The sequence below is a fragment of the Streptosporangium sp. NPDC020145 genome, from assembly GCF_040631275.1.
In the GTDB taxonomy this organism is placed as follows: domain Bacteria; phylum Actinomycetota; class Actinomycetes; order Streptosporangiales; family Streptosporangiaceae; genus Streptosporangium.
Window position 1 is genome coordinate 343,752 of sequence record NZ_JBEXZT010000002.1, and the last position, 14,021, is coordinate 357,772.

Annotated in this window: 12 protein-coding genes; 4 read left to right on the forward strand and 8 right to left on the reverse strand. The window is 70.1% G+C overall.

Features of this window, described 5'->3' with window-relative positions; genetic code table 11:
* Positions 1 to 4 precede the first annotated feature (4 nt).
* The 7 genes from ABZ463_RS04200 to ABZ463_RS04230 form a co-directional block, all read right to left on the reverse strand.
* Complete coding sequence (locus ABZ463_RS04200; RefSeq protein ID WP_352010042.1) at positions 5 to 1,279, reverse strand: thymidine phosphorylase; 1,275 nt, start codon at positions 1,277 to 1,279, stop codon at positions 5 to 7.
* A gap of 3 nt (positions 1,280 to 1,282) precedes the next feature.
* Positions 1,283 to 1,687, reverse strand: a complete 405-nt coding sequence (locus ABZ463_RS04205; protein WP_352010043.1) for a cytidine deaminase — start codon at positions 1,685 to 1,687, stop codon at positions 1,283 to 1,285.
* On the reverse strand, positions 1,684 to 2,961 hold the full coding sequence (locus tag ABZ463_RS04210) for an ABC transporter permease (RefSeq protein WP_352010044.1): 1,278 nt from the start codon (positions 2,959 to 2,961) through the stop codon (positions 1,684 to 1,686). Before ABZ463_RS04210 ends, ABZ463_RS04205 begins: the two co-directional genes overlap by 4 nt.
* Positions 2,958 to 4,130: an ABC transporter permease gene (locus ABZ463_RS04215; protein ID WP_362772802.1), complete on the reverse strand. Its 1,173-nt coding sequence runs from the start codon at positions 4,128 to 4,130 to the stop codon at positions 2,958 to 2,960. Before ABZ463_RS04215 ends, ABZ463_RS04210 begins: the two co-directional genes overlap by 4 nt.
* Entirely contained in the window at positions 4,127 to 5,677 is a 1,551-nt protein-coding gene (locus ABZ463_RS04220) for an ABC transporter ATP-binding protein (RefSeq protein WP_362772805.1), read from the reverse strand. The genes ABZ463_RS04215 and ABZ463_RS04220 overlap by 4 nt, the downstream gene beginning before the upstream one ends.
* A 75-nt stretch (positions 5,678 to 5,752) precedes the next feature.
* Positions 5,753 to 6,829, reverse strand: a complete 1,077-nt coding sequence (locus ABZ463_RS04225; protein WP_352010047.1) for a BMP family ABC transporter substrate-binding protein — start codon at positions 6,827 to 6,829, stop codon at positions 5,753 to 5,755.
* Positions 6,830 to 7,199: 370 nt separating this feature from the next.
* Positions 7,200 to 8,435, reverse strand: coding sequence for an amidohydrolase (locus ABZ463_RS04230; protein WP_352010048.1), 1,236 nt, complete (start codon positions 8,433 to 8,435; stop codon positions 7,200 to 7,202).
* Between the two features lie 872 nt (positions 8,436 to 9,307).
* Here ABZ463_RS04230 and ABZ463_RS04235 point away from each other — a divergent pair.
* On the forward strand, positions 9,308 to 10,648 hold the full coding sequence (locus ABZ463_RS04235) for a peptide ligase PGM1-related protein (protein WP_362772810.1): 1,341 nt from the start codon (positions 9,308 to 9,310) through the stop codon (positions 10,646 to 10,648).
* On the opposite strand, the gene ABZ463_RS04240 is transcribed toward ABZ463_RS04235, so the two are convergent.
* Positions 10,622 to 10,825 carry a hypothetical protein gene (locus ABZ463_RS04240; RefSeq protein ID WP_362772813.1) on the reverse strand — a complete coding sequence of 68 codons (204 nt, stop codon included), beginning with the start codon at positions 10,823 to 10,825 and terminating at the stop codon, positions 10,622 to 10,624. The two genes, ABZ463_RS04235 and ABZ463_RS04240, sit on opposite strands and share 27 nt — an antisense overlap.
* 94 nt (positions 10,826 to 10,919) lie before the next feature.
* On the opposite strand from ABZ463_RS04240, the gene ABZ463_RS04245 reads away from it, so the two are divergent.
* The 3 genes from ABZ463_RS04245 to ABZ463_RS04255 all read left to right on the forward strand — a co-directional run bounded on the left by ABZ463_RS04245 (position 10,920) and on the right by ABZ463_RS04255 (position 14,020).
* On the forward strand, positions 10,920 to 12,056 hold the full coding sequence (locus tag ABZ463_RS04245) for a D-alanyl-D-alanine carboxypeptidase (RefSeq protein WP_362772816.1): 1,137 nt from the start codon (positions 10,920 to 10,922) through the stop codon (positions 12,054 to 12,056).
* Between the two features lie 87 nt (positions 12,057 to 12,143).
* Positions 12,144 to 13,388, forward strand: coding sequence for a sensor histidine kinase (locus ABZ463_RS04250; protein ID WP_362772819.1), 1,245 nt, complete (start codon positions 12,144 to 12,146; stop codon positions 13,386 to 13,388).
* Positions 13,379 to 14,020: a response regulator transcription factor gene (locus ABZ463_RS04255; protein WP_352010053.1), complete on the forward strand. Its 642-nt coding sequence runs from the start codon at positions 13,379 to 13,381 to the stop codon at positions 14,018 to 14,020. Before ABZ463_RS04250 ends, ABZ463_RS04255 begins: the two co-directional genes overlap by 10 nt.
* The last annotated feature ends 1 nt before the right edge of the window (position 14,021 follow it).

Here is a 14,021-nt window from a genome sequence, read left to right on the forward strand (position 1 = left end):
GCGCTCAGGCCGTGATCCGGTCGATCACCAGGGGCAGCGCCTCGGCGGCTCCCCCTTCGGCGATGACGTAGGCGCCGTCGAGCGCGGCCAGCGCCCGCTCGAAACGGGAGGCGTCGTCGGCGTGCAGCGTCATCAGCGGCTGCCCCCGCCGTACGGTCTCACCCAGGCCCGCGTGCAGCACGACGCCCGCGCCGAAGGAGACCGGGTCCTCCTTGCGCTCCCTGCCCGCGCCGAGCCGCCAGGCGGCCAGGCCGACACCGTAGGCGTCGAGGCCGGTCAGCACGCCGGATTCGGGGGCGGTCACCTCAAGGGTCTCCGCGGCCCTGGGCAGCGGGGCGTCGGGGTCGCCGCCCTGGGCGGCGATCATGCGGCGCCAGACGTCCATCGCGGAGCCGTCCCGCAGCGCCCGCTCCGGGTCGCCGTCGATCCCCGCCGCCTGGAGCATCTCGTGGGCCAGCCGCAGCGTCAGCTCCACCACGTCCGCCGGGCCGCCGCCCGCGAGCACCTCCACGGACTCGGCCACCTCAAGCGCGTTGCCCACGGTCCTGCCCAGCGGCCGGTCCATCGCGGTGAGCAGCGCCACGGTGCGCACCCCGGCGTCCGTGCCCAGCTCGACCATGGTCGTGGCCAGCTCGCGGGCCCGCTCCACGGTCTTCATGAAGGCGCCCGAGCCGACCTTCACGTCCAGCACCAGCGCCCCGGTGCCCTCCGCGATCTTCTTCGACATGATCGAGGAGGCGATCAGCGGGATCGACTCCACGGTGCCGGTCACGTCGCGCAGCGCGTACAGCTTCCTGTCCGCCGGGGCGAGCCCCTCCCCCGCCGCGCAGACGACCGCGCCGGTCTCGCCGAGCACCCCGAGCATCTCCCGGCCCGACAGCGAGGCGCGCCAGCCGGGGATCGACTCCAGCTTGTCCAGCGTGCCCCCGGTGTGCCCCAGCCCCCGCCCGGAGAGCTGGGGGACGTAGCCGCCGCACGCGGCGACCAGCGGCGCCAGCGGCAGCGTGATCTTGTCTCCGACGCCGCCGGTCGAGTGCTTGTCCGTCGTACGGCCCGGCAGCCCCGACCAGTCCATCCTGGAGCCGGAGCGGATCATGGCCTGGGTCCAGTCGGCGATCTCCCGCCGGTTCATGCCGTTGAGCAGGATGGCCATCGCCAGCGCGGACATCTGCTCGTCGGCGACCACGCCCCGGGTGTAGGCGTCAAGCACCCAGTCGATCTGCCCGGTCGACAGCTCACGGCCGTCCCGCTTGGTGACGATGACGTCGACGGCGTCCATTCCTCAGTCTCCCCGGTCCAGGTCGTCCGGCCCGAACGCGTACGGCAGGATCTCGGCCAGCGTTCTGGGACCGTCCACGGTCTCCACGAGCAGGCCGGGGCCGCCGAACTCCAGCAGCAGCTGCCTGCACCTGCCGCACGGCATGAGCAGCTCCCCACGGCCGTCCACGCAGGTGAAGGCGACCAGCCTGCCACCCCCGCTCGCCTGGAGGGCGCTGACCAGGCCGCACTCGGCGCACAGGCCCAGGCCGTAGGAGGCGTTCTCCACGTTGCAGCCGGAGACGACCCTCCCGTCGTCGACCAGGGCCGCGGCGCCGACGGGGAACTTCGAGTAGGGGGCGTAGGCGTGGGCCATCACCCGTACGGCCTCCCGCCTGAGGGACGGCCAGTCCACGTTCTCCCCGCTCACTTCGCCTGCCCCCTGCGGTACGGCACGCCGTCGGCGGCGGGCGGGCGCAACCGCTGGGCGGCCAGCGAGAGCACCAGCAGCGTGGTGACGTGCGGTGCGACCGAGGTGAACTCCGAGGGGATGGTGCTGGTCAGCGCGAACACCACGAAGACCGCGACCGCCGCGATCCCGCTGATCACCGCGGCCCGGGTGCGCCGCTGGGCGACGAGCTGGTAGACGGCCGCGGCGGCGACGAGGATCGCCACCACGAGCAGCAGCGCGTGCACCGACTCCCCACCCCGGCGGAGCTGGAGCGCGTCGGTGTAGCCGAACAGCGTCGCGCCCGCGGCCAGGCCGCCGGGACGCCAGTTACCGAAGATCATCGCGGCCAGGCCGATGAAGCCCCGGCCTCCGGTCTGCCCCTCCCGGTAGGCGGTCGCGGCCACCAGCGAGAGGAAGGCCCCGCCGAGACCGGCCAGGGCGCCGGAGACGAGCACCGCGGCGTACTTGTGGAAGTAGACGTTGACGCCCAGCGACTCCGCCGCGACCGGGCGCTCACCGCAGGAACGCAGCCGCAGGCCGAAGGCCGTACGCCACAGCACGTAGTAGCTCAGCGGGACCAGCGCGATCGCCAGGACCGTGAACAACGAGACGTTCGTCAGCAGGCCCCGCACGATGCCCGCCAGGTCGGAGACCAGGAACCAGTGGCCGGACTCAAGGGCGGCCAGGCCGTCCCCGATCCCGGGCACGCTCACGATGCCGGGCTTGGGCACGGGGGGCGACTGGGAGTCGCCGCCACCCGGCATCTCCGCGAAAGTGATCTTGGAGAGGAACTCGGTGACGCCCACACCCAGGATGTTGATCGCGACACCGGAGATGATGTGGTCGACCCCGAACGTCACGGTCGCGACCGCGTGCAGCAGGCCGCCCAGGGCACCGCCGATCGCCCCGGCGAGCACACCCGCCCACGGGTTGCCGAAGTGGAGCGCCCCCCAGGCACCGCACCAGGTGCCCATGACCATCATGCCCTCAAGGCCGATGTTGACCACGCCCGCCCGCTCCGACCACAGGCCGCCGAGACCGGCCAGGCCGATCGGGACCGCCAGCGCGACGGCGGCGTTGATCGCCCCCGCCGAGGTGAGGTCGGCGGCGCCGGTGACCGCCCTGGTGACCGAGAGCAGCACGACCAGGGCACCGAAGGCGGACAGCAGGACCGGCCAGGTGACCCTGAACCTGCGCGGCCTGGGCGGCTCCACGACGGGAGCCTTGGCCAGGGTGAGACCGCCTTCGCTCATGCCGACGCTCCTTCGGCCTGGACCTTGGGTCCGCCGGACAGCTCCTTGCTGACCCTGCGCTGTCCCGCCGAGATCCGGTAGCGGTGGACCAGCTCGTAGGCGACGATCACCGACAGGACGATCGTGCCCTTCATGATCTCGACGATCTCCGGGGAGATGTCGTGGATCTGCAGGATGTTCGACGAGGTGTCGAGGAAGGCCCACAGCGCCGCGCCGAAGGCGATGCCCACGGGGTTGTTGCGGCCGAGCAGCGCGATGGCGATGCCGGTGAACCCAAGCCCCGGCGGGAAGTTCAGGCTGTAGCTGTAGGACTCGCCGAGCAGGTTCGGCATGCCCGCCAGGCCCGCGACCGCGCCGGAAATGATCATCGTGGTGAAGATCATCCGCTTGACGTTGACGCCGCTGGCCACGGCCGCCGGCTCCGAGCGCCCGGTGGCGCGCAGGTCGAAGCCGAACCGGGTCCGGTTGAGCACCACGTAGTAGAGCAGGCCCATGACGGCCGCCAGGATGATCAGGCCGTCCACCTTCAGCGGGCTCCCCGGGATGAGCGGGATGCCGGGGACCTGGGCGGAGGGGCCGAGCGGCTGGGTGCCGATGTTGTTGCTGCCCGCGACCTCGACCGCGAGCCGGTCCTTGTTGAGCAGCCAGGAGCCCAGGGCGGTCGCGATGGCGTTCAGCATGATCGTGGAGATGACCTCGCTGACGCCGCGCCTGACCTTGAGCACCGCGGCGATCGACGCCCAGCCCGCGCCGACCAGCACGGCCACCAGCAGGATCGCGGCGACGTGCAGCGGGGCGGGCAGGGTGATCGCGCCGCCGACGGCCGCCGCGATGAGCGCCGCCAGCCGGTACTGTCCGTCGACGCCGATGTTGAACAGGTTCATCCTGAACCCGATCGCCACGGCCAGCGCGGACAGGTAGTAGCCGGAGGCGAGGTTCAACGCCAGCGTCAGCGGCCTGGGCTGCAGGCCGTAGTCGACCATCGTGCCCATCGTCTCGATCGGCGGGGCTCCGGTGACCAGCAGGATGACCGAGGTGATCAGGCCCGCGAACACGATGGCCAGGACCGGCGCGGCCAGCGAGAGCAGACCACCCAGCTTGACCCGGCCCATCAGCCTGTCGGCGAAGGTGGACCCCGCCTCCCGGCCGCCGGCCGTACCGTCGCTCATGCCGCCTCCCCCGCGCCCGTCATGGCCGATCCCAGCAGCTCGGGCGTGACCGTCGCCGGATCGACGTCGGCGACCAGCCGCCCGCGCAGGATCACCTTCAGCGTGTCGGACAGGCCGATCAGCTCGTCCAGGTCCGCCGAGATCAGCAGTACGGCCAGCCCGGCCGCGCGGGCGGCCCGCAGGTGGTCCCAGATCGCGGCCTGCGCCCCGACGTCCACCCCCCGCGTCGGGTGGGAGGCGATCAGGAAGACCGGCTCCCCGCTCATCTCCCTGCCGACGATCAGCTTCTGCTGGTTGCCTCCGGAGAGGGACGCGGCCTCCACGTCGATCCCCGGCGTACGGACGTCGTACTGCTCGACGATGCGCCGGGTGTCCTCGCGGGCGCCCGCGCGGTCGATCCAGGGTCCCCTGGCGTTCGGCCGCCGTGTCTGGTGGCCGAGGATCCTGTTCTCCCAGAGCGGCGCCTCAAGCAGCAGGCCGTGCCGGTGCCGGTCCTCGGGGATGTAGCCGATGCCCGCCTCACGGCGGCGCAGCGTCGTCCAGGCGGAGATGTCCTGGCCACCGAGGAGGATCTCCCCCTCCGCCTGGCGCATCCCCATGACGGCCTCGACCAGCTCCGCCTGGCCGTTGCCCTCGACGCCCGCGATGCCGAGCACCTCGCCCTTGTGGATGTCGAAGCCGATCCCCTCGATGAGGACCCTGCCGTCGGGCGTGCGGACCGTCAGGTCCCGCACCGAGAGCGCGACCTCGTCGGTGACGGTCGACTCGCGCGTCTCCGGGCTGGGCAGCTCGCTGCCGACCATCAGCTCGGCCAGCTGCCTGGCGGTGACGTCCGCGGGGTTCACCTCGGCGACGGTCGTGCCGCGCCTGATGACGGTGACGGCGTCGGCGACCGAGAGCACCTCGTCCAGCTTGTGGGAGATGAAGATGATCGTCAGGCCCTCACGGACCAGGTCGCGCAGATTCTCGAAGAGCTCGTCCACCTCCTGCGGCACGAGCACCGCGGTCGGCTCGTCGAGGATGAGGATGCGGGCTCCCCGGTAGAGGACCTTGAGGATCTCCACGCGCTGCCGCGCGCCGACGCCCAGGTCCTCGATCATGGCGTCCGGATCGACGCCCAGGCCGTAGGAGTCGGAGATCTGCCTGATCCTGCGGCGCGCGGCGCCGAAGTCGATGGCGATCCCGCCGACGCGGGGCTCGCTGCCGAGGATCACGTTCTCCAGAACGGTCAGGTTGTCGGCGAGCATGAAGTGCTGGTGGACCATGCCGATGCCCACGGCGATGGCGTCGGAGGGAGATTTGAAGGTCACGCCCGTGCCGTTGACCCGGATCTCACCCTCGTCCGGACGCTGCATGCCGTACAGGATCTTCATGAGGGTGGACTTGCCCGCGCCGTTCTCGCCGACGACGGCGTGCACGTGGCCTTGCTGGACGGACAGGGAGATGTCGCGGTTGGCCACGACGCCGGGGAACCGTTTGGTGATCCCCTCAAGCTCGACGGCCGGTGTCGAGGTGCTGATGACGGCCCCCTCCGTACGGATGGCCACGGTGGTGAAAGCGCAACGCTGGACGTTACCCAAAGGGCCCGGGGAGGAATCCGCCGGGCCCTTCGAGGTCGTGGATCAGGAGGTCTTGTCGGGGACGACGATCTCGCCGGAGACGATCTTCTGCTTGAGCTCGTCGAGCTGGGCCTTGATGTCGTCGACCTGGCCGCCGGTGGTCGAGTAGTCGACACCGCCCGCCTTGAGGTCGTAGACCGTGGTGCCCGGCTTCAGCGAGTTGGAGGTGAAGCCCTTGAGGAAGTCGAAGACGGCGACGTCGACCTTCTTGATCATGGAGGTCATGATCACGCCCTGCACCTCGGGCGCGGCGGTCTTCGCCTGGTCGGAGTCGACGCCGATGGCCAGCCCCTTGGCGGACTTGGCCGCCTCGAACACGCCGCCACCGGAACCGCCCGCGGCGTGGTAGACCACGTCGGCGCCCGCGTCGAACATGCCCTGCGCGGCGGTCTTGCCCTTGGCCGGGTCGTTGAAGCCGGTGAAGTCCGGCGGCTGGGTGAGGTACTTGACGTCGATCTGGACGTCAGGCTTGATCTTCTTCGCCCCGGCGTAGAAACCGGCCTGGAACTTCTGGATCAGCGGCACCTGGACACCGCCGACGAAACCGATGTGCTCCTTCTTCGACTTCAGCGCCGCGGCGGCACCGACGAGGTAGGAGCCCTCCTGCTCGGCGAAGAGCAGGTTGGAGATGTTGGGGCCGGTGGCCGCGGCGTCGTCGACGATCGCGAACTGCACGTTGGGGAACTCGGCGGCGACCTTCTTCAGCGAGGCCGAGTAGGCGAAACCGATGGCGATGACGGGGTTGTAACCGCCCTGGGCGAGCAGCCTGAGCCGCTCCTCCTTGGCCGCCTCGGTCTCGCCGCTGCCCGCTTCGAGCTCCTTGGTGTCGGCCAGGCTCAGTTCGGTCTTGGCCTTGTCGAGGCCCGCGGCCGCGGCGTCGTTGAAGGACTGGTCACCGCGACCGCCGATGTCGTACGCCAGGCCGACCTTCGGTCCCTTCTCCTGCGGAGCGCCACTCGCGCTGGCGTCGGGCTTGGCCGACGTCGCCGGCTCCTCGCTTCCCCCGCACGCGGCAGCCCCCATGAGCATGCCTCCCGCGACCACCGCCGCGGTCAGCCTGCCGAACCGGTTCCGAAGCAAGATGGACCCCCTTCGCGTTCAGTGCACGCGCGAGGAGACGCACGGCAACCCTGCACGGAAGATAGTTGGTTGACCAGGGTTGACCAAACCAGCACACCAGTCCGCAACAGGTCTGTTATGCAGCTCACGCCACCTCGTGACCCACAGGGACGGCCGATCCTACCGAACGGTAGCTTCGGGTGTCGTCACGGTAGCGTCACGGTAGGGCACCGTCTTCCATGCGGAGGCCCACGGGTGATCCGTCCGGGTTTCACCTACTCCGGTCACCGGCGGCCACCCAGACGCCGGTGACCGGCGCCCGGGACGGCGCTTCAGGGGACGTCACTTCAGGCGAAGGCACTCATACGGCGGCGCTTCGGGCGACGACGCCTCAGGCGATGGCCCCCGCCACGTGCTCGCTCGCGCTGGGCCGCTGCCCCTCCCACAGGGCGGTCAGCGCCGTGGCCGCGAGGAAACGCACCCCGGCCGCGATGCAGGACTCGTCGACGTCGAAGGTGCCCTGGTGGATGTCACCCGGATGCGGCGTCCCCGGCGTACGGGTGCCCAGCCTGGCGAAGGCCCCGGGGATCGACTCGAGGTACCAGCCGAAGTCCTCGCCCCCCAGGCTCTGCTGCGTCGGCTCGGCCGAACCCTCGCCCAGCACGCCCCCCGCCGCCTCGGCCAGCATCTGCACGCTGACCTCGTCGTTGACGACCGGCGGCACACCTCTGACGTAGTCCATCCGGGCCTCGACACCGTAGGCGCCCGCGACGGACTCCAGCAGGGCCTTGATCATGTCGGGGGCCGCGTGCCACGCCTGCTCGTCCAGGCAGCGCACGGTGCCCTCGGCCAGCCCCTCGTCGGGAATGGCGTTGGCCACGGAACCCGCCTCGACCCGGCCCCAGACCAGGCTCAGCGAGGAACGCGGGTCGATCCTGCGCGATAGCGCCGCGGGCAGCTCGGTCAGGATCTTGGCCAGGGCGAAGACCAGGTCGGCGGTCAGATGCGGCCTGGCCGTGTGCCCGCCGGGACCGCTGACCCTGATGAAGACCTTGTCGCAGGCGGAGGTGATCGGCCCCGTCTTCAGACCGACCTTGCCGACGTCGACCCGGGGGTCGCAGTGCAGGCCGAAGATGCGGTCCACACCGCTGATGCCGCCCGCCGCCATGACCTCAAGCGCGCCGCCGGGAAGCTCCTCCGCGGGCTGGAAGATCAGCCGGACCCTGCCGGGCAGCAGACCCGCCTCGGCCTGCCTGGCCAGGAAGAGGGAGGTGCCGAGCAGAACCGTGGTGTGCACGTCGTGCCCACAGGCGTGGCACACCCCGGGAACCGTCGAACTGTAGGGAACGTCCTTCTCATCCGGCACGGGAAGCGCGTCGATGTCGGCCCGCAACGCGACGGTCGGCCCGTCGCCGCTGCCGACCTCGCAGATCAGACCGGTACCGCGCGGCAGCACCGAGGGCGTGAGACCGGCCGCGATCAGCCGGTCGGCGACGCGCTGGGTCGTCCGGTACTCGGCGAACGCCAGTTCGGGATGCATGTGCAGGTCACGCCGGAAACCGATCAGCTCCTGCCCGGTCTCGGCGAGGAACACGTCCAGTTCCCCCCGCAGATTATGCCCCCGCATTGGTCACCGTCCTATCCGCGCCTGCCAGCTCTGGGTCCCGACGCACCGTGCCACTGCCCTCAATCACGTGAATCATGGGGCAGTCGACAAAACGATCACCGCACCGACAAGCCTGAGGGGGTGCCCAGAGCCGTTCCGGCGCGGACCGATGGACCGCCAGCACGAAAGCGGCAGGCCGGTCAGAGTCCACCGGCGTGTTGACGATGACTTCGACTTTATCTCCCCTCGGACACACCTCGCCGTCATCTCGGCCAAATGTTTTGCCGCCCCATGCTCTCCATTCACATCTCCTGACCCACTTGGACCAGGGATGATGGCCCGGATTGACTAGACGTTTGGCGCCGCCTTCGGCGTCGCGGGCTGTGTCTCCTTGCGCCGCCTGCGGCGTCGCGGGCTTGGGCGCTCCGGGTCGGCGCTTTCCCTCGTCACTCCGTCGCTGCGCTCCTGCGTTCCTCAGTCCAAGCGCCGACGCGCCCAAGCCGACACTCCTCACACCTGGCATCGAGAAAGCCAAGATCAAACCCTGTGCGTGAAGGGGCGGGGCGGACCTCGTCGGCGCTCACGGGGCGAGGGTCGCATCGGCGAGGGGACCTCCCGGGGTGTTCTCGATCGGGGGCTTCCAGCCGTCGTGGGTGGCGATGTTTGGGGTGGGGAGTGGGGAGGGCGACTGTTCTGGGGGTAGTGGCAGGTTTGTGGGGGTTTGAAACGTCGAAGGGCTGCCAATTTCCGTGTCCTCAGGTACCAGTCATAGAACCCGACGGAGTGATGCAAAGGGGAGGAATGCATGTTTAACTCCGCCTATGATCACTTGCATCCCGTTCGGGGAGAAGCATTCCGGATTGAGCATCTTTGAACCGGACGAAGGGACCATAGTGATCGTCCCTTCACTGTCGCTTCCCCAGGACGAACTCCGCAGGATCACGGGCGCCTACTGCTACGAGGAACGCATGTTGTTCTTCCTGCTCACACTCCGGCGCCCGGGTGTCGAGGTCGTCTACCTCTCCTCGGCGCCGGTGGACGCCGCAACGGTTGACTACTACCTGAGCTTCCTTGACGACCCCGCTGAGGCTCGTTCGCGGTTACATATGATCAATTTGGGTGATACGGGAGCGACCCAACTCACCGAGTCCCTGTTGCGCCGCCCCGACCTGCTGGCGAGGATCCGCACGGCCCTCGACCGTACGGCCGACGCCTGGATGGTGCCGTTCATCGTCAGCGAGCACGAGGAGCGGCTCTCGGCGCTGTTGAACCTGCCCATCTACGGGCCCGCGAGCAGACTGGCCTCCTTCGGGTCGAAGAGCGGGAGCCGTACGCTCGCCGAGGCGGCCGGGGTGCCGGTGGCACGGGGATTCTCCGACCTGCGCTCGCTGAGCGAGGTCGAGCACGCGGCCCGCGCGCTGAATCCCGCGGCCCGGCTGATGGTCAAGCTCAACAACAGCTACTCGGGGCTGGGCAACGCCGTCGTGACCAGGGGGGACGGGCCGCTCAGCGCGAGCCCGACGAGCTTCTCCGCCCCCGACGAGACATGGGTGACCTTCGCCGAGAAGATCGCCGAGCGGGGCGCGGTGCTTGAGGAGTTCATCGAGGAGCGCCCGCTGCGCTCCCCGAGCGCCCTGGCCATGATCACCCCGGGCGGTTCCTGCCACGTGGTCGCCACGCACGAGCAGATCCTGGGCGGCCAGAACGGCGACGTCTACAAGGGCTGCGTCTTCCCCGCCGCGGCCGACTACCGCGCCGAGGTCCAGGAGTGCGCGGACCGGATCGCCAGGGCGCTCGCCGGACGCGGTGTGGTCGGGCTGTTCGGTGTCGACTTCTTCGCCATCAAGACCGACGCCGGGTACCGCGCGCTGCTGTGTGAGATCAACCTGCGTCTCGGCGGCACCACCCACCCGTTCGGGGCCGCGCTGCTGACCACCGGCGCCTCCTCCGGCGGGCAGACCGGGCTGGTGAGCGGCGACCGCCCCAAGTACTACGTGGCCACGGACAACTGTGCCTCGGACGGCCTGCTCGGCCGTACGCCCGCCGATGTCGTCAAGTTCGTCAACGACAGCGGGCTCGGCTTCGACCGCGACAGCCGTACCGGGAACGTGTTGCACCTGCTCGGCGCGATCCACAGGTACGGCAAGCTCGGCTTCACCAGCATCGGGGACTCCCCGCAGGAGGCCGCCGACCTGCACGACAGGACCCTACGGGCGCTTTGCGAGCCCGCGTAGCCCGATCACCCCGAGGGCGATTCCCAGGAGGATGTTGACCCCGATCAGGACGCCGTGCACGACGTAGAAGGCCGTTGGGTGGCCGTCGGCGAGGTTGAAACCGAGATTTATCCACTCGAAGATCATGAAAACCGCGACGGCTACCAAGAAACCGGCGATCTTTCGCGACATTTGCATGCGTTCAGTACTCCGTCGCACCATTGCGCCCCTGATCAGGGCGTCGTGTACATGATGCGAATCAGTACGAAGCTACCCTGTGATCACTATGGGGATGAGACACGTCGCGCCCGTCGGGGTGCTGCTGGCGGCGAACGCTCTGCTCGGGCTTCCCGCACACGCCGACAACGAGCCGGTCGGCGGCACCACGCACTCCGCCGGCAGGGCGCCCGTCGGCGGCGCCGCGCTCGGCACCCGGGGCATCGTCGCCCCCTCCGGGGTGAAGGCGCCGCCGAAGACCGCCGCGAAGTCCTACGTGGTCGCCGACGCGGAGACCGGGGAGGTGCTCGCCGCCAAGGACCCGCACGGACGCTACCTCCCGGCGAGCACGCTCAAGACGCTGACGGCGCTCACCCTGATCCCCAAGCTCGACAAGAACATGAAGGTCAAGCCGAGCAGCCGCGCGGTGAACGAGGAGGGCAGCGCCGTCGGCCTTGTCTCCAAACCCCTGTACACCGTGGACGACCTCTTCAAGGCGTTGCTGCTGGTCTCGGGCAACGACTGCGCGATGGCGCTCGCCGAGACCAACGGCGGCCTCGCCAAGACCCTCAGGGAGATGAACGCCGAGGCCAGGCGCCTGCAGGCCTACGACACCGTGGCCAAGACGCCGAGCGGCCTCGACAAACCCGGGCAGAGCAGTTCGGCGTACGACCTGGCGCTGATCGCCCGCGCCGGGCTGGCCAACCGCGACTTCCAGCGCTACACCAGCACGAAGACCGGGAGGTTCCCCGCCCCCAAGGGCTACTACGAGATCGGCAACCACAACAAGCTGCTGTGGCGCTACAAGGGCATGATCGGCGTCAAGAACGGCTGGACGTCCAAGGCCCTGGGCAGCTTCGTCGGCGCGGCCAGGCGTGACGGCCACACGATCATCGTGACGATCATGCGGCACGACGGCTACTTCTGGAACGAGGTGGCCGACCTGCTCGACTGGGGGTTCGCCGCCAGGAGCAGGGTCACGCCGGTCGGCACGCTCGTCGACCCGCTCCCCGAGGCCGCCCCGACGCCGACCGGCCAGGCCGTACCGAGGACGCCCCAGGTGGCACGCTCGACCGCCCCGAGGGCCGACGCCGCACCGGCCGGGAACGGCGGCCTCTCCCCCGCCGTCTACGGGCTCGGCGCGGGTCTGCTCGGCGGCGGCGTCCTGCTGGTGTACGGCCTGCGCAGACGTTCCCGGAGCAGGTCCTCCTGAGCCTCGCCGGGGTGGAGTTACCCTCACCTTTTTCCGGGATACCTCGCCCATGTCACACAAGCACGGCCAGTCCATACCTTTGATGCCATGAACGAGGTGCTCACCCCCTGGGACCGGGTTCGGGCCTGGGCCCGCGCCCACTGGTCGGCACTCACCTGGCTGCGCACCATCCACGTGGTGACGGGACTGCCGATCGCCCTGCTGTCCTCCGGCGTGGTCATCGGCCTGGTCGTGGCCTCGATCGTGCTGGTGTGGACCGTGGTGGTCCCGATCGCGGCGTTGCTGCTGCTCGTCTGGGCCGTACCGCTGCTCACCCACCTGCAACGGGCCCGTTTCCAGGCGTTCCTCGGCGTGGACATCCCCAGGACGCACCGCCGCTTCGGCACCCGCAACCCGTTGAAGCTGCTGGTGCGCGCGGCCAGGGACGGCGGCACGTGGCGGCAACTCGGCTACCACCTGCTGGCGCCGCTGATCGGCCTGGTCGGCTTCCTCGGGGTCGTCTGCGGCTGGGCCGCCTGCCTGGTCGCGCTCCCCACGACCGTCCAGATCTGGCGGGCGGGCGGTGAGTGGTACATGATGCCGCCCATCGTGATCGCGCTGGCGCTCTTCGTCACCGTGCCGTGGGTGGCGCGCGGGATCACGGCCCTCGACCTGATCGCCGCCGAGGCGCTGCTCGGCCCGAGCAGGAGCGACCTGCTGGCCCAGCGGGTGGAGAGCCTGCGGGAGAGCCGTGCCGAGGTGGTCGACGCGGCGGACGCCGAACGCCGCCGTCTGGAGAGGGACCTGCACGACGGCGCGCAGCAGCGACTGGTGTCGCTGGCGATGAACCTGGGCATAGCCCGCACCACCCTCACCGACCTGCCCGCCCCCGCCCACGAGGTGATCGTCCAGGCGCACGAGGAGGCCAAGCAGGCGCTCAAGGAGCTGCGCGACCTGGTGCGCGGCCTGCATCCCGCGGTGCTCAACGACCAGGGGCTCGACGCGGCGCTCTCCGGGGTCGCCGCCCGCGCCCCGGTCCCGGTCAAGCTGCAGGTCGAGGTGGAGGAACGGGTCTCCCCGACCATCGAGGCGGTGGCCTTCTTCGTGGTCTCCGAGGCGCTCACCAACATCGCCAAGCACGCGCGGGCCTCCAGGGCGGAGGTCAGGGTGCTGCGCCGCGACCGGCTGTTGCACGTGAGCGTCCACGACGACGGCCGGGGCGGTGCCCGCCAGGACGGTGGCACCGGTCTGCGCGGCCTGGCCCAGCGGGTCGGCTCCGTGGACGGGAGACTGAGCATCCACAGCCCGGACGGCGGGCCCACGACCATCACGGTGGAGTTGCCATGCGAGTGATCCTGGCCGAGGATTCGGTGCTGCTCAGGGAGGGGCTCGTCCGCCTGCTCGCCGGTGTCGGCATCGAGGTCGTCGCGGCGGTCGCCGACGCCGCCGCGCTGCTGCGCGCGGTGGACGAGCACACCCCCGACCTCGTCGTCACCGACGTGCGCATGCCGCCCTCGCACACCGACGAGGGACTGCGCGCGGCGCTGGTGCTGCGCAGGCAGCATCCCGGGCTGCCGATCCTCGTGCTGTCGCAGTACGTCGAGGAGCGTTACGCCACCCAGTTGCTGTCCACCGCGACCAGCGGCGTCGGTTACCTGCTGAAGGACCGGGTCGCCGACGTCGCCGAGTTCGTGGACGCGCTGCGCCGGGTCGCCGAGGGCGGCACCGCGCTCGACCCCGAGGTGGTCGCCCAGCTCCTGCTGCGCGGGCGCAGCGACCCGCTGGACCGGCTGACCCGCAGGGAGTACGAGGTACTCGCGCTGATCGCCGAGGGGCGTTCGAACGCCGGGATCGCCGAGGCCCTCGTCGTCTCCGAGAGCGCCGTCGGCAAGCACATCAACAACATCTTCACCAAGCTCGACCTCTCCGGTGCGGACAAGGACCACCGACGGGTGCTCGCCGTACTGCGATTTCTGAAGATCTGAG

What these genes read in the sequence shown, in the direction of transcription:
- ABZ463_RS04200 (WP_352010042.1), bottom strand. Translation starts at nt 1,279, where the DNA reads ATGGACGCCGTCGACGTCATCGTCACCAAGCGGGACGGCCGTGAGCTG.
- ABZ463_RS04210 (WP_352010044.1), bottom strand. Translation starts at nt 2,961, where the DNA reads ATGAGCGAAGGCGGTCTCACCCTGGCCAAGGCTCCCGTCGTGGAGCCG.
- ABZ463_RS04215 (WP_362772802.1), bottom strand. Translation starts at nt 4,130, where the DNA reads ATGAGCGACGGTACGGCCGGCGGCCGGGAGGCGGGGTCCACCTTCGCC.
- ABZ463_RS04230 (WP_352010048.1), bottom strand. Translation starts at nt 8,435, where the DNA reads ATGCGGGGGCATAATCTGCGGGGGGAACTGGACGTGTTCCTCGCCGAG.
- ABZ463_RS04240 (WP_362772813.1), bottom strand. Translation starts at nt 10,825, where the DNA reads ATGCAAATGTCGCGAAAGATCGCCGGTTTCTTGGTAGCCGTCGCGGTT.
- ABZ463_RS04245 (WP_362772816.1), top strand. Translation starts at nt 10,920, where the DNA reads ATGAGACACGTCGCGCCCGTCGGGGTGCTGCTGGCGGCGAACGCTCTG.
- ABZ463_RS04250 (WP_362772819.1), top strand. Translation starts at nt 12,144, where the DNA reads ATGAACGAGGTGCTCACCCCCTGGGACCGGGTTCGGGCCTGGGCCCGC.
- ABZ463_RS04255 (WP_352010053.1), top strand. Translation starts at nt 13,379, where the DNA reads ATGCGAGTGATCCTGGCCGAGGATTCGGTGCTGCTCAGGGAGGGGCTC.